At 69.4% G+C, this 20,875-nt stretch carries 16 protein-coding genes and 2 tRNA genes; 11 read left to right on the forward strand and 7 right to left on the reverse strand.

Features of this window, described 5'->3' with window-relative positions:
* From ACE3N6_RS00005 to ACE3N6_RS00020, 4 genes are all read left to right on the forward strand, one after another.
* On the forward strand, positions 1–1,200 hold a 1,200-nt coding region (locus tag ACE3N6_RS00005; protein ID WP_374243105.1), incomplete at its 5' end, for an efflux RND transporter periplasmic adaptor subunit.
* The gene (locus ACE3N6_RS00010) at positions 1,197–1,931 is read left to right on the forward strand and encodes an ABC transporter ATP-binding protein (RefSeq protein WP_374243106.1); all 735 of its coding nucleotides are present in this window, start codon (positions 1,197–1,199) and stop codon (positions 1,929–1,931) included. The genes ACE3N6_RS00005 and ACE3N6_RS00010, both read left to right, overlap by 4 nt.
* Complete coding sequence (locus ACE3N6_RS00015; protein ID WP_374243107.1) at positions 1,922–3,130, forward strand: ABC transporter permease; 1,209 nt, start codon at positions 1,922–1,924, stop codon at positions 3,128–3,130. The genes ACE3N6_RS00010 and ACE3N6_RS00015 overlap by 10 nt, the downstream gene beginning before the upstream one ends.
* A gap of 299 nt (positions 3,131–3,429) precedes the next feature.
* Complete coding sequence (locus tag ACE3N6_RS00020) at positions 3,430–4,281, forward strand: HD-GYP domain-containing protein (RefSeq protein WP_374243108.1); 852 nt, start codon at positions 3,430–3,432, stop codon at positions 4,279–4,281.
* Here the strand turns inward: ACE3N6_RS00020 and ACE3N6_RS00025 are convergent.
* On the reverse strand, positions 4,278–5,066 hold the full coding sequence (locus ACE3N6_RS00025) for an alpha/beta fold hydrolase (RefSeq protein WP_374243109.1): 789 nt from the start codon (positions 5,064–5,066) through the stop codon (positions 4,278–4,280). The two genes, ACE3N6_RS00020 and ACE3N6_RS00025, sit on opposite strands and share 4 nt — an antisense overlap.
* Positions 5,067–5,223: 157 nt before the next feature.
* On the opposite strand from ACE3N6_RS00025, the gene ACE3N6_RS00030 reads away from it, so the two are divergent.
* The 3 genes from ACE3N6_RS00030 to ACE3N6_RS00040 all read left to right on the forward strand — a co-directional run bounded on the left by ACE3N6_RS00030 (position 5,224) and on the right by ACE3N6_RS00040 (position 6,412).
* Positions 5,224–5,300, forward strand: a tRNA-Arg gene (locus ACE3N6_RS00030).
* Positions 5,301–5,408: 108 nt separating this feature from the next.
* Positions 5,409–5,485 (forward strand) — tRNA-Arg (locus tag ACE3N6_RS00035).
* A 150-nt stretch (positions 5,486–5,635) separates the two neighbouring features.
* A complete protein-coding gene (locus tag ACE3N6_RS00040; protein WP_374243110.1) occupies positions 5,636–6,412 on the forward strand; it encodes a hypothetical protein in 777 nt (258 codons plus the stop codon).
* A 28-nt stretch (positions 6,413–6,440) separates the two neighbouring features.
* Here the strand turns inward: ACE3N6_RS00040 and ACE3N6_RS00045 are convergent, their stop codons facing one another.
* Positions 6,441–6,905: a DUF1854 domain-containing protein gene (locus ACE3N6_RS00045; protein WP_374243111.1), complete on the reverse strand. Its 465-nt coding sequence runs from the start codon at positions 6,903–6,905 to the stop codon at positions 6,441–6,443.
* Positions 6,906–6,913: 8 nt separating this feature from the next.
* Complete coding sequence (locus tag ACE3N6_RS00050; protein ID WP_374243112.1) at positions 6,914–9,241, reverse strand: ABC transporter ATP-binding protein; 2,328 nt, start codon at positions 9,239–9,241, stop codon at positions 6,914–6,916.
* A 225-nt stretch (positions 9,242–9,466) separates the two neighbouring features.
* Between ACE3N6_RS00050 and cphA (ACE3N6_RS00055) the strand changes: the two genes are divergently transcribed.
* The gene (gene cphA / locus ACE3N6_RS00055; RefSeq protein ID WP_374243113.1) at positions 9,467–11,662 is read left to right on the forward strand and encodes a cyanophycin synthetase; all 2,196 of its coding nucleotides are present in this window, start codon (positions 9,467–9,469) and stop codon (positions 11,660–11,662) included.
* Positions 11,663–11,736: 74 nt separating this feature from the next.
* A complete protein-coding gene (gene cphA, locus ACE3N6_RS00060; protein ID WP_374243114.1) occupies positions 11,737–14,313 on the forward strand; it encodes a cyanophycin synthetase in 2,577 nt (858 codons plus the stop codon).
* A 71-nt stretch (positions 14,314–14,384) separates the two neighbouring features.
* Here the strand turns inward: cphA (ACE3N6_RS00060) and ACE3N6_RS00065 are convergent, their stop codons facing one another.
* The 3 genes from ACE3N6_RS00065 to ACE3N6_RS00075 all read right to left on the reverse strand — a co-directional run bounded on the left by ACE3N6_RS00065 (position 14,385) and on the right by ACE3N6_RS00075 (position 18,343).
* Complete coding sequence (locus tag ACE3N6_RS00065; protein ID WP_374243115.1) at positions 14,385–15,875, reverse strand: glycerol-3-phosphate dehydrogenase/oxidase; 1,491 nt, start codon at positions 15,873–15,875, stop codon at positions 14,385–14,387.
* Positions 15,876–15,895: 20 nt separating this feature from the next.
* Positions 15,896–17,386: a glycerol kinase GlpK gene (gene glpK, locus ACE3N6_RS00070; protein ID WP_374243116.1), complete on the reverse strand. Its 1,491-nt coding sequence runs from the start codon at positions 17,384–17,386 to the stop codon at positions 15,896–15,898.
* Positions 17,387–17,461: 75 nt separating this feature from the next.
* Positions 17,462–18,343 carry a hypothetical protein gene (locus ACE3N6_RS00075; protein ID WP_374243117.1) on the reverse strand — a complete coding sequence of 294 codons (882 nt, stop codon included), beginning with the start codon at positions 18,341–18,343 and terminating at the stop codon, positions 17,462–17,464.
* Between the two features lie 165 nt (positions 18,344–18,508).
* On the opposite strand from ACE3N6_RS00075, the gene ACE3N6_RS00080 reads away from it, so the two are divergent.
* Positions 18,509–19,807, forward strand: a complete 1,299-nt coding sequence (locus ACE3N6_RS00080; protein WP_374243118.1) for a hemolysin family protein — start codon at positions 18,509–18,511, stop codon at positions 19,805–19,807.
* Positions 19,808–19,817: 10 nt separating this feature from the next.
* Here ACE3N6_RS00080 and ACE3N6_RS00085 read toward each other — a convergent pair whose 3' ends face one another.
* On the reverse strand, positions 19,818–20,366 hold the full coding sequence (locus tag ACE3N6_RS00085; protein ID WP_374243119.1) for a hypothetical protein: 549 nt from the start codon (positions 20,364–20,366) through the stop codon (positions 19,818–19,820).
* Positions 20,367–20,516: 150 nt separating this feature from the next.
* Between ACE3N6_RS00085 and ACE3N6_RS00090 the strand changes: the two genes are divergently transcribed.
* A complete protein-coding gene (locus ACE3N6_RS00090; protein WP_374243120.1) occupies positions 20,517–20,807 on the forward strand; it encodes a DUF2325 domain-containing protein in 291 nt (96 codons plus the stop codon).
* Positions 20,808–20,875: the final 68 nt, after the last annotated feature.

A 20,875-nucleotide genomic window follows, 5' to 3' on the forward strand; every position in this document is an offset into this window, starting at 1 on the left:
GGGGGGGGGCTGCTCGTGGGGGGGGGCGCGGCCGCCGTGCTGGCGGCGCTGGCGTTCATCGGCGGGGGCGACGCGGGGGCCGCGGGGCGCTACGTGACCGAGACGGTCAGCCGGGGCACCTTGACGGTGACGGTGTCGGCCACCGGTACCCTGCAGCCCACCAAGTCGGTGGACGTGGGCAGCGAGCAGTCCGGCACCCTGGCCACCGTGCTGGCCCAGGAGAACGACCGGGTGAAGAAGGGCCAGCTCCTGGCCCAGCTCGACACCGCCAAGCTGCGCGACGCGGTGGCCAAGAGCCGCGCGGCGCTGGCAGCGGCCAACGCGGCGGTGGCCCAGGCCCGGGCGACGGTGGCCGAAGCGAAGGCGTCCCTGTCGCGGATGCGTCAGGTGGCCGAACTCTCGGGGGGCAAGGTGCCGGCGCGCACCGAGCTGGAGACCGCCGAGGCGACGCTGGCCCGGGCCATCGCCAACGAGGCCAGCGCCCGGGCCGCGGTGGTGCAGGCCGAGGCGGTGCTCAAGACCGACGAGACCAATCTCTCGAAGGGCACGATCCGCTCGCCGGTGGATGGTGTGGTGCTCACCCGCAAGGTGGAGCCGGGCCAGACGGTGGTGGCGGCGATGACGATTCCGGTGCTGTTCACCCTGGCCGAGGATCTGGCCCGGATGGAGCTGCAGGTGAAGGTGGACGAGGCCGACGTGGGCACGGTGAAGCTGGGTCAGCCGGCCAGCTTCACCGTGGCGGCGTGGCCGGGCCGCAACTTTCCGGCCACCCTTGAGCGGGTCGGGCTGGGTTCGACGATCACCGACAACGTGGTGACCTATAAAACCGTGCTCACGGTAAGCAACGACGACCTGGCCCTGCGCCCCGGGATGACCGCCACCGCCACCATCGTCACCGCCCAGCGCGACAACGCCCTGCTGGTGCCCAACGCCGCACTGCGTTTCGTGCCCCCCAAGGCCGGGCCGAAGGCCGAGCGGAGCCTGGTGTCCAGCCTGCTGCCGCGCCCGCCGTCCGAGGCAAAACACGCCTCCGCCACGGCCGCCCCCGGCGCGCCGCAGGTGTGGGTGCTGGAGGGCGCCGAGCCCCGCGCGGTGCCGGTGAAGACCGGTGTGAGCAACGGGCGCTTCACCGAGATTCTGGGTGGCGAGCTGACGCCCGGCATGGCGGTGGTCACCGAATACCAGGAGGCGAAGAAATGAGCGCCGCCGGCGCACCGCCGCTGATCGAGCTGACCGGCATCACCAAGACCTACGGCAGCGGGCAGGCGGCTTTCCAGGCCCTGCGGGGGGTGGATCTGGTCATCGAGGCGGGCGAGTTCGTGGCGGTGATGGGGCCGAGCGGGTCGGGAAAATCCACGGCGATGAACATCCTGGGCTGCCTGGATACGCCCACGTCGGGCGAGTACCGTTTCAGGGGCCTGCACGTGGAGGCGCTGGAGCGCAACCAGCGGGCGCTGCTGCGACGGCATTGCCTGGGTTTCGTTTTTCAGGGCTTCAACCTGCTGGCGCGCACGTCGGCCCAGGAGAACGTGGAGCTGCCGCTGCTCTACCGGGGCGAGCCGGCCGAGGCGCGCCACGCGGCGGGCCGCGCGGCCCTGGCGCGGGTGGGCCTGGCGGGCTGGGAGAGCCACACCCCGGCCGAGCTTTCCGGCGGCCAGCAGCAGCGGGTGGCCATCGCCCGGGCGATCGTCACCAACCCGCTGGTGCTGCTGGCCGACGAGCCCACCGGCAACCTAGATAGCCAGCGCAGCCACGAGATCATGGCGCTGCTGGTGGCCCTCAACCGCGACCAGGGCATCACCGTCATCATGGTCACCCACGAGCCCGACATGGCGGGGTACGCCCGCCGGGTGGTACGATTCGTGGATGGCAAGGTGGCCAGCGACGAGCTGCGCACCGGCCTTGCCGGGGAGGCCGCGCCATGCTCCTGAGCGCGCTGCTGCTGGCCCTGCGGGAGATCCGCCGCAACCTGATGCGCTCCTTCCTCACCGTGCTGGGGATCGTGATCGGGGTGGCGGCGGTGATTACCATGGTGACGCTGGGCAATGGCGCCACGCGGATGGTGTCGGAGCAGATCTCGAGCCTGGGCAGCAACCTGCTGATGGTGCGGCCCGGCCAGCGCCTGGGCCCGGGACGCGACAGCGCAGGCGCGCCCAACTTCCGCAAGGCCGACGTGGAGGCGATCCGCACTCAGGTGAGCGGCCTGCAGGAGGTGGCGCCGGTGGTGGGCAGCTCGGTCACCCTGGTGGCCGGCAACAACAACTGGTCGGCGACGGTGAGCGGCACCACCAACGCCTATCTGGCGGCGGGCAACTGGAAGCTGGCGGCCGGCCGGGCCTTCCTCGACGACGAGGAGCGCGCCGGCAAGGCCGTGTGCATCGTCGGCGAGACCGTGCGGCGGGAGCTGTTCGGCAGCCGCAGCCCGCTGGGCGACGAGATCCGGGTGAAGACCTTCACCTGCCAGGTGGTGGGCCTGCTGGCCTCGAAGGGGCAGGGGGCGATGGGCATGGATCAGGACGACATCGTGCTGATGCCCATCGGCACCGTCCAGCGGCGCATCACCGGCAGCCTGGACATCTCGACGGTGATGATCGCCCTGAAGGACGGCGCCGACACCCCGGCGGTGATGGCCCAGATCCGCGGGCTGCTGCGCGAGCGCCGCAAGCTGGCCGCGAACGACGCCGACAACTTCAACATCATGGATACCCGCCAGATCGCCGAGACCCTGTCGGGCACCATCCGAACCATGACCGGGCTGCTTGGCGCGGTGGCGGCGGTGAGCCTGCTGGTGGGCGGCATCGGGATCATGAACATCATGCTGGTGTCGGTCACAGAGCGTACCCGGGAGATCGGCATCCGGCTGGCCATCGGCGCGCTGGAAGGCGAGGTGCTGCTGCAGTTCCTGATCGAGGCGGTGGTGCTGTCGGCCTTCGGCGGGCTGGTGGGCATCGTGCTGGCGCTGGTCACCTGCATCGGGCTCGCCGCCCTGATGCACATGCCTTTCCTCTTCAGCCCGGGCATCAACCTGCTGGCCTTCTTCTTTTCGGCGGCGATCGGCGTGGTGTTCGGTTATGTGCCGGCCCGGCGGGCGGCCCGGCTCGATCCCATCGACGCCCTGCGCCACGAGTGACGCAAGAAATTTTTCAATTTTGACAGGAGGGCTGCGGCCCTCCTTTTTCTTGTCCCCGCCGAAACCCGCGCCGGGCTTGCGCCTGTCTTTTTGTGACGAAGCGCACGCAAGGCTTCAACATAAGGAAATTTCCTACATAATTATCGGAAACATCTAAAATAGTAAAAATAACAAATTAAATAGAATGGTCCGTAATTCACTCAAAGCCCCGTTCGCTTGAAACCGACCATGAACCAACCGCATCGCCCCCCACGCGCCGCCGGCGCAGGCGTCGTCCAATCCTGAAGGAGGAGACCACCATGCCAACCCATCACAGTGATCTTTATCACTCGGCGCCCCTGGAGTGCGGCCGTGGCAATGATCTGGTTCTCGGGGTCGACGAACTGGGCCGGCGCCTGGAGCGGGAGCAGCGCGAGAAGGCCGACGCCCAGATCCACCTCAAGCGCCTCTCCGGCGAGGTGCAGCAGCTACGCGCCCAGCGCGACGAGGCGGTGCGGGCGCTGGCGGTCTCGAACCAGAACGCCATGTTCCAGCTGGCGAAGGCCGCCGAGCACAAAGACGGCGAGGGCGGCCAGCACATGCGACGGATCGGCGTGATCGCGGGGATGATCGCCGAGGCCCTGGGCTGCACCGAGCAGTACTGCGAGACGATCTGCGACGCCGCCCAGCTCCACGACATCGGCAAGATCGGCATCCACGAGAGCATCCTGTCGAAGCCCGGGGCGCTGACCATCGACGAGTGGAAGCTGGTGCGCGAGCACTCGCGCATCGGCGCCGGCATCCTGTCGGCCTTTCCGTCGCCGCTGATGGACATGGCCGCCGAGATCGCGATCTCCCACCACGAGCATTTCAGCGGCGCCGGCTATCCCCTCGGGCTGGCGGGCGACGCGATCCCCCTGGCCGGGCGGATCGTGGGGCTGGCGGATTTCTTCGACTCGCTCACCATGGATCGCTGCTATCGCAAGGCGGTGTCGGACGAACAGGCGCTGGCGATGATCGTCGAGCGGCGGGGCGAGCAGTTCGACCCGCGCGTCGTCGATGCCTTCCTGTGCATTGCCGATCAGGTGATCCTGGCCCGCAACTCGATCAACGAGATCGAGGCCATCTGCGATCTGCCGGACATTCACGGCGACTGGTGGATGGCCTTCTAGGCCGATTCGCGGGCGTCGAGGATGCGCGCCACAAAGCCGGCCACGGCCTCGATCACCGCGTCGGGCTGGTCTTTGTGGGGCGAGTGGCGGCAGTCGGCCAGCTTCACCAGATCCACGTCCCGCGCCTGCCGGGCGATGCGGTCGAGCTGATCCATCGTGCCGTACTCGTCGTCTTCGCCCTGGATCGCCAGGATCGGGCAGCGGACGGCCGGCAGGTATTCCTCGATGTTCCAGTCGCGGAAGGCCGGGCTCAGCCAGATGTCGAGCCACGACATGAACACCGAGTCCACATCCAGATGATGCTTGCCTAGGCGGGCGGGCAGGTTGGTGCTCGTCCACGCCTCGCCGGCCTGGCGGATGCCGGCGACGGTCACGTCCTCCACCAGCACGTGGGGCGCCATCGCGATCACGCCCGACAGCGCGCGGGCGGTGCCGCCGGCGTTGATGAGCGAGATGCTGCCGCCGTCGCTGTGGCCGAAGAGGAAGGGGGCTTCCAGCGCCAGGGCGTCCAGCAGCGCCGGCAGGGCCACCAGCGCCTCGTCGTGCATGTAGCGCGGCGTGCGGGCCTCGCCCCGGCGAGGGGTGGAGCGGCCGTAGCCGTAGCGGGAATACACGACGGCCTCGCAGCCGGTGGCATCGGCGATCCGCTGGGGGAAATCCCGCCACATGGAGATCGAGCCGAGCCCTTCGTGCAGGAAGACGATGGCCGGCGCGCCGGGGCGGGGGTGGGCCGAGACGAGGCGGACGATCTCCAGATCCGTGTCGTTGATGCGCAGGGTTTTCATTGTTATGGGGGCTCGACGGGGTTTGAAAGCATCGATTATTGCCCACCGGCGGGCCGGCTCGAAGTGCGGCCGCGGACAGACTTCGACGAAATGCAGCCAATTTCATCGAAGGGCTTCCAATTTCTGAAAGGGTGTGTATAATCTCGATCTCTCAGTTGCGCCCGTAGCTCAGTTGGATAGAGTACTTGGCTACGAACCAAGGGGTCGTGGGTTCGAATCCTGCCGGGCGCGCCAGTTTCACCGCTGGTTTGAGACGTTGAAAACGGGTCGCTTCGATGCGGCTCTTTTCAACTGGAAGGAGGGCAAGCCTCTCCGCCGCGTTAGCGGCAAAATGTGAGTTTAGCGCCCGTAGCTCAGTTGGATAGAGTACTTGGCTACGAACCAAGGGGTCGTGGGTTCGAATCCTGCCGGGCGCGCCAGAACGTAAAAGGGACTGCAGAAATGCAGTCCCTTTTTGCGTTTGCAGGCATTTTTGCAGCGGCATCCCTTTTCGCGCTTTTGATCTGGCTCAGTGTCATCGTCTTGACAATGATTATCATTACTGTAACGCAATCACAGGACTGAACCGGATGTTGAAATGCGCTTGGCGCCTTGCCCTGGGGGTGCTGCTGGGGTGTCTGCCGGGGATGGCGGCGGCCGATCCGGAGATCATGGTCCACGAGGCCGATCTCGCCGACCGGGACGAGCTGGTCGCTTCGATCCACGCCAATCATGCCTGGCACGGGCAGCGGCGCTCCGACGACGGCACCTGGCCGGCACACCGGCTGACCTACCTGATGGCCGAGTTCGCCACCGGGCTGGCGCCGGGCTGGGAGGCGGGGCTGCATCTGCCGGTGATGCGCGGCGGCGTGGATAGCGAGGTGTCGGACAACGGGGCCTGGGGCGCGTCGGCCATCATGTTCCGGCTCAAGCACATCCGCCAGGCCGGCGAGGGGTGGTTCTACGGTTTCAACGCCGAGTACGACATCAACGCCCGTCGCTACGTGCGCGATCCGCGGGGGGCGGAGTTCCGCGGCATCGTCGGCTTCGACGGCGAGCGGGTCCGGCTGACCGCAAACCCGCACCTGATGTGGGGCTGGGGCCGCGAGGGGAGCCCCCGCTCGCCCGATCTGAACCTGGATCTGAAGGCGCTCTACAAGGTGTCCGAGGCTTTCGCGTGGGGGGTCGAGGCGTACACCGACGGTGGGCGGGTCAATCGCCTGCGGCCGGGGGAGGGCGACCGGACGGTGTATCTGGTGACGGAGTTCGAGACGCGGGCGGGGGCGGTGCACCTGGGCGTGGGCCAGGGCTTCAAGGAGACGCCGGAGCGCTACCTGCTGAAGGGGGTGTGGACGACGCGCTTCTGAGGGGCGCGAGGTCCGGGTCGGTGGCTGCTTACAGGAAGCGGTCGAGCATCTTCTTGCTGTGGGCGTCGAGGGCGTAGCGGTCGCGGATCAGGAAGTGGATGCCGCGGCTGTCGGCGATGAGCAGCGCCGGGCGCACCAGTCGGCGAATGTCCTCTTCGCCCTTGAGCACCAGGCTGGTGGGGCCGCGGTCGGTGTCCACCTCCCAGGTGCTGGGGGTGGCGAAGCTGGAAACCGAGCGGATGCGCTCGATCACCGGCATGAACTCGCGGCCGGCCAGGTCGGCTTCGAGCACCTCGCGGCTGGCCGGCGACAGATCGGCGATGCGGGTGACCCAGGCGACCTCCTCGCCGTCGGCATTGACGAGGCCGATGCCTTCGGTGGGCGCGGCGATGGGGAAGGAGCGGACCGGGTTGACCTGCTGGCGGGTGCCGTCCGGCGCCACAAAGACGAGCTGGCCGAAGCTGTTGCGTTCGAGGGTGATGGCGTGGGTCATGGCGGGCCTCAGGCGTTGGCGTGTTCGCGGTGCGGCGGGACGATGGGCTTGTCGCCGCCGATGGCGACATCGTCGAGCTTGCGGGTCTGGGCTTCGTAGAGGCGGAAGTAGGCGCCCTGTTTTTCCATCAGCGCGTCGTGGTTGCCGATCTCGACGATCTGGCCGCGGTCGAGCACCACCAGCCGGTCGGCCTTGCGCAGGGTGGACAGGCGGTGAGCGATGGCGATGGTGGTGCGGCCGCGGATGAGGTTTTCGAGCGCGGCCTGGATCTCCATCTCGGTTTCGGTATCCACGGCCGAGGTGGCTTCGTCGAGGATCAGGATGCGCGGGTCGATCAGCAGCGCGCGGGCGATGCTGATGCGCTGACGCTCGCCGCCGGACAGCGCCTGGCCGCGCTCGCCCACCAGCGAGTCGTAGCCGTGGGGCAGGCGCATGATGAAGTCGTGGGCGTGGGCCGCGCGGGCGGCGGCGACGATCTCCTCGCGGCTGGCGTCGGGCTTGCCGTAGGCGATGTTCTCGGCGATGGTGCCGAAGAACAGGAAGGGCTCCTGGAGCACCAGGCCGATGTTGCGGCGATATTCCGACACCGGCACCGCGCGCACGTCGATGCCTTCGATGCGGATCGAGCCGTCGGTCACGTCGTAGAAGCGGCAGATCAGGTTGACCAGGGTGCTCTTGCCCGAGCCGGAGTGGCCCACCAGACCGATCATCTCGCCGGGCTGGATCGACAGGTCGACGCCCCGCAGGATGGTGCGGTTGCCGTGGCGGAAGCCGACCTTGCGGCACTCGATGGCGCCGGTGACGGCGGGCAGGTGCTGGGGCTTGGCGGGCTCGGGCACGCTGGAGACGTGGTCGAGGATGTCGAAGATGCGCTTGGCGCCGGCGGCGGCCTTCTGGGTGAAGGACACGATGCGGCTCATGGAATCCAGCCGGGTGTAGAAGCGCGAGATGTAGGTGAGGAAGGCGGTGAGCACGCCGACGGTGATCGATTTGCCGGCCACCAGCCAGATGCCGAAGCCCCACACGATGAGCAGGCCGACTTCGGTGGCGAGGGTGACGGTGGGCGAGAACACCGACCACACGCGATTGACCCGGTCGTTCACCTGCAGGTTGTGCATGTTGGCGTCCTTGAAGCGATTGACCTCGCGCTTCTCCTGGGCGAAGGCCTTGACCACGCGGATGCCGGGGATGGTGTCGGCGAGCACGCTGGTGACCTCCGACCACACCCGGTCGACCTGCTCGAAGCCGTAGCGCAGGCGGTCGCGCACGGCGTGGATCAGCCAGGCGATGAAGGGCAGCGGCACCAGGGTGACCAGCGCCAGCCACGGGTTGATCGAGATGAGGATCGCCGCGGTCATGGTGATCATCAGCACGTCGGTGGCGAAATCCAGCAGCTGCAGCGACAGGAACAGGGTGATCCGGTCGGTCTCGGCGCCGATCCGGGACATGAGGTCGCCGGTGCGCTTGCCGCCGAAGTATTCGAGCGACAGGCCCTGGAGGTGCTCGTAGGTGGTGATGCGCAGGTCGGCGCCGATGCGTTCGCTGGCCAGGGCGAGGATGTAGGTCTTGGCCCAGCCCAGGCTCCAGGCCACCAGCGCCGCGGCGAACAGGCCGCCGAGCAGCATCATGACCTTGTGGGTGTCGATGGGCACGCCGTTCTGGAAAGGAATCAGCACCTCGTCCATCAGCGGCATGGTGAGGTAGGGCGGGACCAGGGTGGCGCCGGTGGACAGCAGGGTGAGGATGAAGCCGGCCAGCAGCTGGCCCTTGTACGGCCGGGCGAAGCGCCACAGGCGCAGCAGCGTCCAGGTGGACGGCGGGGTGTGGATCTCCCGGGCGCAGGTGGGGCATTCGTCGCTGCCCGGGGGCAGCGGCGCGTCGCAGGTGGGGCAGGTGAGGGGTTCGGGCGGGGCCGGCTGGCGGCCTGCCAGCACGCATTCGAGCTGGGCCTTGAAGCGGTCGGCCAGATTATGGGCGGCCGGGTCGAGGGCCAGGGTGAAGCGCCAGCCGTCGAGTTTTGCGGTGGCGTCGATCAGGTCGAGGCTGGCGACGCCGGCCTGATCCCGGTGGCGCAGCTGCATGCCGTCGCGGAACGCCCAGGAGCGCCAGTCCTGCGCGTCGTGATCCCAGCCCATGAGCCGCTTCGAGGTGAGCGCGACCAGGCCGCTGCGAAACTGCAGGCGGGTGTCGAGATCGACGGCGAGGCTGGCGAGCACCTTCTCGTCGGGCCCGAGGGCGGCGTCGAGACGGGCGCGCCAGGCTTCGGGCACGGCGGGCCCCAGATAGTCGGAGTAGGCAGGAGCGGTGTTGACGCGGGGGGAGGACTCGGAATTCATCGTGGGAGACGCGATAAGGCCACAGCAAACGGCCAGCGTAGGGCAAAATTGCGAGCGAAGTTTACTGACTCGTTACAAGCGCGTATACCCGCAGTGGGGCGCGGCAGCCCCAGGTTGCGAATATTTTTTCGGTCGGTAATCCGGCAGGCCGCTGCTGCGTTAAGCCCGGATCAGGCCCGAACCGGAAAGCCAAGCCTGCACGTTCGTTATCCTCATTCCTTGCCCATGACCAACAAAACGATCGACTTCCTCAAAATCCTCCACCTGCGCGGGCCGAACATCTGGACCTACCGCTCGGTTCTTGAAGCTTGGGTCGATATTCACGACCTGGAAGATTGCCCGTCCAACGTCATCCCCGGCCTGCCCGACCGCCTCACCAAGATGTTGCCAACGCTGATCGAGCACCGCTGCAGCATCGGCGAGCGGGGCGGCTTCGTGAAGCGCCTGCACGACGGCACCTGGCCCGGCCACATCCTCGAACACGTCACCCTCGAACTGCAGAACCTCGCCGGCATCCCGGGGGGCTTCGGCAAGGCCCGCGAGACCTCCGAGCGCGGGGTATACAAGGTGGTGATCCGCGCCTGGCAGAAGGACGTGTCGCTGGCCGCGCTCCACATGGGGCGCGATCTGCTGATGGCCGCCATCGAGGATCGCCCCTACGACGTGGACGCCGCCGTGGCCCGGCTGCGCGACCTGATCGACGACTACATGCTGGGCCCCAGCACCCGCTGCATCGTCGAGGCCGCGGCCGACAAGGACCGGCGCATCCCGTACATCCGCCTGCTGGCCGAGGCCAACCTCGTGCAGTTGGGCTACGGCGCCCGCCAGCGCCGCATCTGGACGGCCGAGACCGACCGCACCCCGGCCATCGCCGAAGGCATCGCCAGCGAGAAGGATCTCACCAAGCGGCTGCTTTCGTCGTGCGGCGTGCCGGTGCCGGAGGGCGAGGTGGTCGCCAGCGTCGAGGAGGCCATCGCGGCGGCCGAGGACATCGGCTACCCGGTGGTGGTCAAGCCCACCGACGGCAACCACGCCCGCGGCGTGTTCACCAACATCATGACCCCCGAAGAGGTGGCCGCCGCCTTCCCGCTGGCTGCCGCCGAGGGCTCGGAGGTGATGGTCGAGCGCTTCATCAAGGGCACCGAGCACCGCATCCTGGTGGTGGGCGGCAAGATGGTCGCCGCCAACATGGGCGAGGCCGTGTCGGTGATCGGCGATGGCAAGTCCACCATCGACCAGCTCATCGAAACCCAGATCAACACCGACCCGCGCCGCGGCGTCGAGCACGAGTTCCCGCTGTACGTCATCAGCCTGGATCGCTTTCCGGCCGCGAAGATGGAAGTCGAGCGCCAGGGCTTCACCGGCAGCTCGGTGCCGCCGGAAGGCCATGAGGTGATGATCGTGCGCACCAGCAACATGGCCTTCGACGTGACCGACGAGGTGCACCCCGACACCGCCGAGCTGGCCTGTCTGGCGGCGCGCATCGTCGGCCTCGACATCGCCGGCATCGATCTGGTGTGCGAGGACATCTCCAAGCCGCTGGACGTGCAGCGCGGCGCCATCGTCGAGGTCAACGCCGGCCCGGGCCTGCTGATGCACATCAAGCCGGCCGTCGGCCAGCCGCGCCCGGTGGGCGAGGCCATCGTCGCGCACCTGTTCGAGAAGGACGAGGACTCCCGCATCCCGGTGGTCGGCGTCACCGGCAGCCGCGGCAAGACCCCGGTCGCCCGCCTGATCGCCCACCTGCTGCGCCTGTCGGGGCAGTACACCGGGCTGGCCTGCAGTGAGGGCGTGTTCCTCGACGGCCGTCAGGTGGAGCCGCCCGAAGGCGCCAACTGGGATGCCGCCGAGCGCGTGCTGATGAACCGCTCCGTCGAGGCTGCGGTGTTCGAGAACGGCTGCCGCAGCATCCTCGCCGACGGCACGGTGTACGACCGCTGCCTGGTGGGCGTGGTCACCAACGTCGACCCCGAGCTGCACTTCGGCGAGTTCTACATCGACTCCGCCGAGAAGGTCTGGAACGTCTTCCGCACCCAGGTCGACCTGGTGCTCTCCTACGGCGTGGCGGTGCTCAACGCCGAAGACCCGGCGGTGGTGGAGATGGCGCCCCTGTGCGACGGCGAGGTGATCCTCTACGGGGTGGATGGCAACAACGAGGCCATCGTCGCCGCCCGCGCCGAAGGCAAGCGCGCGGTGTTCGTGAAGGACGGCGCGATCGTCCTCGCCACCGGTGCCGACGAAGTGCCGGCGGCCCGTCTGGCCCGCATCGCCATGCTGGCGAACGGTGCCGGCGAGCAGCCCGGCGTGCTGTCGAACCTGCTGGCTTCCGTCGCGGCGGCCTGGGCGCTGGGCGTGGCGCCGGAGATCATCCGCGCCGGCGTCAAGCCCTACGACCCCGCCGCGCCGCTGCGCGCCGACTGAACCCGGCCGGCCTTACGAGACATGCGGCCGCCGGGCTGGCGGCCGCCAGAACACAGAGACAAGGATAGTCATCCATGGAAGTTTCCCGCATCCGTGCGCTGCGCGGCCCCAACTTGTGGAGCCGGCACACCGCGATCGAAGCCATCGTGTCGTGCACCGAAAGCGAATGTGACATCGATTCGATTCCCGGCTACGAGCCGCGTCTGCGCAACCTGTTCCCTGAAATGGGTTTCCTTGAGACCGACGGCCACCAGGGCTCGATCTCCATGGCCCAGGCCCTGGAGCTTGCCGCGCTGGGCCTGCAGGCCTGCGCCGGCTGCCCGGTGACCTTCAGCCGCACTTCGGCCACCGTCGAGAAGGGCGTCTATCAGGTGGTGGTGGAGTACACCGAGGAAAAGGTGGGCCGCCTCGCCTTCGAACTGGCGATGGAACTCATCAAGGCCGCGGCCACCGAAGAGGGCGTGTTCGATCTGGCCGGGGCGCTGGCCCGCCTGCAGGAACTCGACGAGGACGTGCGCCTTGGGCCCTCCACCGGCTCCATCGTCCAGGCCGCCGTGGCCCGGGGCATCCCGTATCGTCGCCTGACCGAAGGCAGCCTCGTGCAGTTTGGCTGGGGCAGCAAGCAGCGCCGCATCCAGGCCGCCGAGACCGACCTGACCAGCGCGGTGGCCGAGGCCATCGCCCAGGACAAGGAACTCACCAAGACCTTGCTGCGCGCCGCCGGCGTGCCGGTGCCGCTGGGCCGCTCGGTGAGCGACGCCGACGACGCCTGGCTGGCCGCCCGCGAGATCGGCGGGCTGGTGGTGGTCAAGCCCCGCGACGGCAACCAGGGCAAGGGCGTGGCGGTCAAGCTGCGCACCAAGGAAGAAGTCCAGGCCGCCTTCAAGGTGGCCTACGAGATCAGCGACGACGTGATGGTCGAGCGCTACCTGCCCGGTCACGACTACCGCTTCCTCGTCATCGGCGACAAGTTGATCGCCGCCGCTCGTCGCGAGCCGCCGCTGGTGATCGGCGACGGCAAGCTCACCATCCGCCAGCTGGTCGACAAGGTGAACGCCGATCCCCGCCGCGGCACCGGCCACGCCACCAGCCTCACCAAGATCCGTTTCGACGAGATCGCCATCGCCACCCTCGAGAAGCAGGGCTTCAGCGCCGAATCCGTGCCGCCCAAGGGCAAGCGGGTGATCCTGCGCAACAACGCCAACCTGTCCACCGGCGGCACCGCCACCGACGTGACCGACGATGTGCATCCCGAGGTTGCCGAGCGGGCCATCGCCGCGGCCAAGAACATCGGCCTCGACATCTGCGGCGTGGACGTGGTGTGCGAGAACGTGCTCGAGCCCCTCGAGGCCCAGAGCGGCGGCATCGTCGAATGCAACGCCGCCCCTGGCCTGCGGATGCACCTCCAGCCCTCGTACGGCAAGGGGCGTCCGGTGGGCGAGGCGATCGTCGCCAACATGTTCAAGCCGGGCGAGAACGGTCGCATTCCGGTGGTGGCGGTGGCCGGCACCAACGGCAAGACGACCACCGTGCGCCTCACCGCCCACCTGCTGGGCGTGGCGGGCAACACCGTGGGCATGACCAACTCCGACGGCGTGTACGTGGGCAAGCGGCGCATCGACACCGGCGACTGCTCCGGCCCGCGTAGCGCCCGCAACATCCTGCTGCACCCGGACGTGGACGCCGCGGTGTTCGAGACCGCCCGGGGCGGCGTGCTCCGCGAAGGCCTCGCCTTCGACCGCTGCGACGTGGCGGTGGTGACCAACATCGGCATGGGCGACCACCTGGGCCTGTCCTACATCAGCACGGTGGAAGACCTCGCCGTGGTGAAGCGCGTGATCGTCCAGAACGTGGCACCCCACGGCACCGCGGTGCTCAACGCGGCCGACCCGATGGTCGTCAAGATGGCCGGCGCCTGCCCGGGCTCGGTGATGTTCTTTGCCGCGGACCCGGCCAACCACGTGCTGGCCACCCACCGCGCCCAGGGGCGCAAGGTGGTGTTCGTGGATGGCGGCGACATCGTGGCCTTTGAAGGCGGCGAGAAGTTCCGCGTGTCCCTGGCCGGCATCCCGATCACCCGCAACGGCACCATCGGCTTCCAGATCGAGAACGCGATGGCCTCGCTGGCCGCCGGCTGGGCGCTGGGGCTGGATGTGGAGACCATCCGCAGGGGCATGGCCACTTTTGTGAACGATGCCGCCAACGCACCGGGCCGCTTCAACGTGTTCGACTACAAGGGCGCCACCCTGATCGCCGACTACGGCCACAACCCGGACGCGATCCTGGCGCTGGTGCAGGCTGTGGAGAGCATGCCGGCCAAGCGTCGCTCGGTGGTCATCAGCGGCGCGGGCGACCGTCGCGACGAGGACATCCGCGAGCAGACCCGCATCCTCGGCAAGGTCTTCGACGAGGTGGTGCTGTATCAGGACGAGTGCCAGCGCGGCCGCGCCGACGGCGAGGTGCTGGCGCTGCTGCGCGAAGGTCTCGAAGGCGCGCCGCGCACCCGCGAGGTGTGCGAGATCCGCGGCGAGTTCCTGGCCATCGACACCGCGCTGGGCAAGCTCGGCAACGGCGACCTGTGCCTGATCCTGATCGACCAGGTGGAGGAGGCGCTGGCGCACATCGCCAAGCGCATCGCCGAACTGGGTTGATCGTCACGGCCGGCCATTGTTGCCGATGTGGCAATAATGGCCGGTTGATCGTTGCCCCGATTGCGCGGGTTTCACAGCGCCGGTTTCACACAAAAGCCTTCTGCCAGCCGGTGGAAGGCTTTTGTGCGTTCACGGCGGCGTTCGTCGTGCCAGCCCAGCTCGTCGGCCAGAATCGCGGCGACCGCGTCGGCCGCTTCGCTGGCGGCCCGGGCGTCGACGAACAGCGCCCGGTGGCGGCGGGCGAGGATGTCGTCCACGTCCCGCGCCAGTTCGTGGCGCACAGCGTGGCGCACCTCGGCTTCGGTGAGCGTCAGGCGCGGGTGGAGCCGCACACCGGCGCCGGGCAGGGCGTCGGCCAGCGGGCGGTCGGTGCCTAGCACGTCGTCGCACGGCCCGGCGGTGGCGCCGTGGAGGCGCAGGGTGGCGGTGGCGCAGGGGCGCCGGGGCAGGCCGGCGACGGCTTCGGCCCGGTCGACGATCTGCCGGGCCATGTGCCGGTAGGTGGTCCATTTGCCCCCAGCCACCGACACCAGCCCGGCCGGCGAGACCTGGATGAGGTGTTCCCGCGACAGTCCGGCGGTGTTGCCGCCCTGGCCGGCGCCGATCAGCGGGCGCAGCCCGGCAAAGGCGCTCCGCACGTCGGCCCGGCTGGGCGGGCGGCTCAGGTAGCGGCCGGCGGTGGCGAGGATGAAGTCGATCTCCGCGGCCAGCGGCTGGGGTTCCAGTGGGGTATCGCGGCGCGGGGTGTCGGTGGTGCCAAGCAGCACCTTGCCCTGCCAGGGGATCGCGAACAGCACCCGGCCGTCGGGGGTTTTGGGGATCAGCAGGGCGGTGTCGGCGGGGAGGAAATCCCGGTCGATCACCAGATGGGCGCCCTGGCTGGGGGTGAGCTGGGGCGGCGAGGCGGGGTCGTCGAGGTGGCGCACGTCGTCGGCCCACACGCCGGCGGCGTTGATGACGGCTTTGGCGGCGACGGCGAAGACCTCGTCGGTTTCGGCGTCCCGCGCGTCGACGCCGGCGATGCGGCCCGCCGCGTGGCGCAGGGCGGTGACGGGCAGGCGGTTGAGCGCCAGCCCGCCCAGGTCGAACACCGTGCGCATCAGGCTGACGGCGAGGCGCGCGTCGTCGAAGCGGGCGTCCTGGTAGGCGATGCCGCCGACGAGGCCCTCGCGACGCACGCCGGGTAGTGCGGCGAGGGTGTCGGCGGGCGACAGCAGCCGGCTGGGGCCCAGGCTGTGACGCCCGGCCAGCCAGTCGTAGGCGGTGAGCCCGACGCCGAGCATCAGTCTGTCCCACTGGCGATACACCGGCACCACGAAGCGCTGGGGATGGACGAGGTGAGGCGCGTTGGCGAGGAGGATCGAGCGCTCCGCCAGGGCTTCACGGACGAGGCCGATCCGCCCCTGGGCGAGGTAGCGCACGCCGCCGTGAATCAGCTTGGTGGAGCGGGAGCTGGTGCCCTGGGCGAAGTCGTGGGCTTCGAGGAGCAGGGTGGCGTGGCCGCGGGCCGCGGCATCCACGGCGCAGCCCAGCCCGGTGGCGCCGCCGCCGATCACCAGCACGTCCCAGCGGGGCGTGGCTCTCAGGCGGCCCAGTGGCGTGCCCGCTCCACCGCCCGGCGCCACTCGGCGAGGCGGGCCTGGCGCCAGTCGTCGCCGCGGGCGGGCTCGAAGACGCGCTCGGCTTGCCAGTGGGCAGCGAGTTCGGCGGGGTTGCGCCACACGCCCACGGCCAGCCCGGCAAAGTAGGCGGCGCCCAGGGCGGTGGTCTCGATCTGGCGGGGGCGGATCGTCGGCACGCCCAGCAGGTCGGCCTGGGTCTGCATCAGCAGGTTGTTGCGGGCGGCGCCGCCGTCGACCCGCAGCTCGCGAAGGGGGCCGGCGCCGTCGCGGTTCATGGCGTCCACCAGATCGACGGTCTGCAGGGCGATGGCGTCCAGCGCGGCGCGGGCGATGTGGGCGCGGGTGACGCCGGCGGTGAGGCCGACCAGGGTGCCGCGGGCAGCGCCATCCCAATAGGGCGCGCCGAGGCCGGCGAAGGCGGGCACGAGCACCGCGCCGTGGGTGTCGGGCACGCTGGCGGCGAGGGCTTCCACGTCGTCGGTTCGTTGGATGATCCCCAGCCCGTCCCGCAGCCAGCGCACCACCGCGCCGCCGATGAAGACGCTGCCCTCGAGCATGTAGGTGGGTGCGGCGTCGCCAAGCCGCCAGCCGACGGTGGTGAGCAGGCGGTTGGCGGAGGCGACGGGCTGGGCGCCGGTGTTCAGCATCAGGAAGCAGCCGGTGCCGTAGGTGTTCTTGGCGCTGCCGGGCGTGTGGCAGGCCTGGCCGAAGGTGGCGGCTTGCTGGTCGCCGGCGAGCCCGCCGATGGGGATCGCGGCGCCGAACAGCGCGGGGTCGCTGGCGCCGAGCACGCCGCTGGTGGGCACGACCTCGGGCAGCAAGATGCGGGGGACGTCGAACAGGGCGAGGAGGTCGTCGTCCCAGCGCTGGCGGTGGATGTCGAAGAGCATCGTGCGCGCGGCGTTGCTGGGGTCGGTGACGTGGCGGCGCCCGCCGGTGAGCTGCCACACCAGCCAGCTGTCGATGGTGCCGAAGGCGAGTTCGCCGGCTTCGGCCCGGCGGCGGGCGTCCGGGATTTGATCGAGCAGCCAGGCGAGCTTGGTGGCGGAGAAATAGGCGTCAAGCTCCAGCCCGCTGCGCGCGCGGATCGGCCCCACGTGGCCGGCGGCGCGCAGGGCTTCGCAGGCGGGCGCGGTGCGGCGGTCTTGCCAGACGATGGCGGGGGCGAGGGGCTGGCCGCTGCGGCGGTCCCACAGCACGGAGGTTTCGCGCTGGTTGGCGATGCCGATGGCGGCCACGTCGCGGGCGCTGAGGCCGGCGCTGGCGAGGGCGCGGCGGGCGCAGTCGAGCTGGGTGCGCCAGATCTCGAGGGCGTCGTGCTCCACCCAGCCGGGCTGGGGGTAATACTGCCGAAATTCCTGCTGGGCCACCGCGAGGGCGGTGCCGGATTCGTCGAAGACGATGGCGCGGCTGCTGCTGGTGCCCTGGTCGAGGGCGAGAAGGACGGGCATGGCATGCGCTCCCGAGTTGGCGCCGAGCGGCGCGAGCGTCAGGCTTGCAGCTTACGCACTTCGGGGCCGCAGGCGCTAGCAGCCGCTGCCGGATTTTCGGGTGAAGCCGAAGCCGCCGCCGCCCAGGCTGGGGGGCTGGATGCAGATCATCAGCGCCAGGGAGCGGGCGGAGCGGGCGATGTCCGGCGGGAAGGCGGCAAAGGGCGCGGCCTGATTGACCACCGAGCGGACGAAGCCGATCTCCTCGTGCTGGTCGCCGCTGCGCACGACGACGAAGCTCTTCAGGCTGCCGTCGGGGTTGAGGCGGACTTCCACCGAGGCCGGCTGAAGGCCCCGCGCGCGGGGGTCGTTCTTCACGAAGCCGGCGCTGCGGTTGAGCTTCTTGACCAGGGAGTCGAGGTAGAACTCCAGGCTCAGGGGGTCGATGGGCGGGCTGTCGGGGATGCGCTCGACGAGGTCGAGCGGGTCGTCGGCGCGGCGCCGGCTGCCCTGGCGGGCGCTGTCCCGGGCCATCTCGCGGGCCATGCCGAGGGCGCGTTCGGCGAGATCGGGCTTGGCCTGGGGTTGGGGAGCGGGGCGGGCCCTGGCTTCGGTGGCGAGGTCGTCGAGGAAGCGATCCATCTCTTCCTTCTGGGCGACGCTCCATTTGGGCGTGGATTCGTCGGGGCGGGCGACGGCCGGGTCGGGCTTGCGGGCGGTGAGGATGCGCGGCGCGGGCGGGGTGTTGCCGGCCTTGGGGCGAGGCCGGGGTTCGGTGCGGGCCGCCTTGGGCGGCGGCGGGGGCGGGGCGGCGTCGGGGCGGGCGGTGGCGCGGGGGGCGAGGCGCGCTTCCAGGCGCGGCGGGGTGGCGGTTGGCTCGGGTTGCCGGATGTGGATCAGCAGGAGCAGCCCGTGGATCAGGAGCGACGCCGCGAGGGCGAGGGTGAGGCGGTGGGACGAAGGTTGCGGCGCAAACATCGGCCGGATTGTAGACGGCCGGGCCGCGGGCGTGGCGGTTTTTGCCCGGCCGGCCCGGGAGGGTTGGCGGCGCAACGGGTCGTGCCGCGGGGCGGGTGACGCTACAATAGGCGCCGTTCCGGTTCCCGGGCCACCGGTCGTGTCGATCCTGGGGTGGCCTCTTCAATGGATTTATTGCTGATTGTCCTGTTGATTCTTCTCAATGGCGTGTTCGCCATGTCCGAAATGGCCGTCGTCTCGTCCCGCAAGGCGCGGCTGCAGAACCTTGCCGACGATGGCAGCCTGGGGGCCGAGGCCGCCCTCAAGCTGAACCAGGAACCGTCGAGTTTCCTGTCCACGATCCAGGTGGGCATCACCCTGGTGGGCATTCTGAGCGGCGCCATCGGCGAGGCCGCCCTGGCCGACCCCCTCTCTGCCTGGCTGGGCAGCTTCTCCGTCATGGAACCCTACGCCCGCGGTGTGGCGCTGACCATTACCGTGGTGACGCTGACCTACTTCTCGGTGGTCGTCGGCGAGCTGGTGCCCAAGCGGCTGGCGCTGCTGGCGCCGGAGGGCATCGCGTCGCTGATGTCGCGCCCGATGATGATCCTGGCCCGCCTCACCCACCCGCTGGTGGTGGTGCTGTCGGGCTCCTGTTCGGTGATCCTGCGCCTGCTGGGTGCCCGCCGCCGGGAGGAGCCGCCGGTCACCGACGACGAGATCAAGGTGCTGATGGAGCAGGGCGCCGAGGCCGGGGTGTTCCACGAGAGCGAGCAGGAGATCGTCTCCAACGTGCTGCGGCTGGACGAGCAGCGCATCTCCGCGATCATGACCCCGCGCCGCGACATGGTGGTGGTGGATCTGGACGAGGACGAGGCCAGCTGCTGGCAGACCATCGTCGAGACGCCGTTCTCGCGGCTGGTGGTGTGCCGGGACGGGCTGGAGCACGTGGTGGGCGTGCTCCAGAAGAGCGACCTGCTGAAGGCCGCGCTGCCCGGCGGCGGGGTGACGGTGTCGGATCTGGAGTGCCTGCTGCGCCCGCCGCTCTACGTGCCCGAGTCGGTGACCACCCAACAGCTCCTGGAGAGCTTCCGGCGCGCCCGGCTGCAGTTTGCGCTGATCGTCGACGAGTACGGCGAGGTGCAGGGCCTGGTGACGCTGACCGACGTGCTGGCGGCCATCGTCGGCGAGCTGTCGGTGCCCGAGGCGCCCGAAGACCGCGACATGCTCCAGCGGGAGGACGGCTCGTGGCTGGTGGATGGCGACGTGGGCATCGAGCGGCTCAAGTCGGTGCTCGACATCGGCGACGACCTGCCGGGCGAGGAGGAGCGCTCGTTCAACACCGTGGGCGGCTTCATCATGCACGTGCTGGGGCGCATCCCGATGGCGACCGATCACTTCGTGGCCGCTGGCTGGCGCTTCGAGGTGATGGACATGGACCGCAACCGGGTGGACAAGGTGCTCCTGGCCCGCGTACCGGAATGAGCCGCCGCTGCTAGCGGCTGCACCAGTCGCGCCGGTTGCCGCGGCCCCACGGCATCGACAGGCGTTCGGGGCTGCTGAGGGTGCTGCGCACCTTGCCGGTGGTGCCGTCGAACAGCACGTCGAAGCGGGCGGGCTCGCGGAACACATCGCAGTAACGCCATTCCCACACCAGCTCGTCGCGGGCCTTGTAGTAGATCGTCCAGCCCGGGTAGGGCGGCCCCAGGGTGCGCAGCACCTCGTCCTGGCTCATGCCGGCCTGGATGCGGGCGAAGTGGGTTTCCTCCAGCACGTTCTCGATGCTCACCAGCCGCCCGTTCGGGCTCACCACCGCCATCCAGGTCTGAAACCCCGCCGGCCCGAAGGGGTAGGCGAGACGCTCGCCGCCGTCGGCCTCTGCCCAGCGCATGGCCGGGGCGCCCATGCTCGCGTCCAGATCGGCCCGGGTGCTGACCCCGGGTTGCAGGCCGGGGCCCAGCAGGCTGGCGCAGCCCGACAGGGCCAGGGCCGCCAGCACGCCGATGGTGCTCAGGCTTGTTCGCGTCGGGCTTGGGTGAGGCATGGCGTGGGCTCCAGGTGATCCGGGGCCTGGAAAGCTTATTCCAGGCCGTCGGATTAGCTTTGCGAAAATGTTTGGTTCCGTCATTCGCGGCAGCGCGCGAGACTGGCCCCGTCGTGGCTTTGAGTCACCGAACCGACGGGAGGTTTCAGAATGCAGGCCTTGATCGTGGGCGCCGATCGCGTCGAGACGATCCGCGCCGAGATAGATCGGGTGGCGGATCGGCTGGGAATCCGGGAGGTGGACCACTGGCCCGGGCGCAAGGCCGGAGACGGCAGGCGGCAGCTGTCGCGGCGCACCCGGCTGGTGGTGTTCGTGTGCGACCGGGCCAGCCACATGCTGATGCAGCATGTGCGGCGGCAGGCTCGGGAGCTGGGCGTGCCGATGGTGTTCTGCCGCCATTCGGCCACCGAACTGCGGGCGCGGCTGGCGGGGCTGAACTGATCCGCCGGGCTGTCGCTTGTGCTTCTATTTTCTTTTTCGGAATAAACAAAGCCTTTTTTATTCGTTGG

It is taken from the genome of Zoogloea sp. (assembly GCF_041904905.1).
Classification (GTDB): Bacteria; Pseudomonadota; Gammaproteobacteria; order Burkholderiales; family Rhodocyclaceae; genus Zoogloea.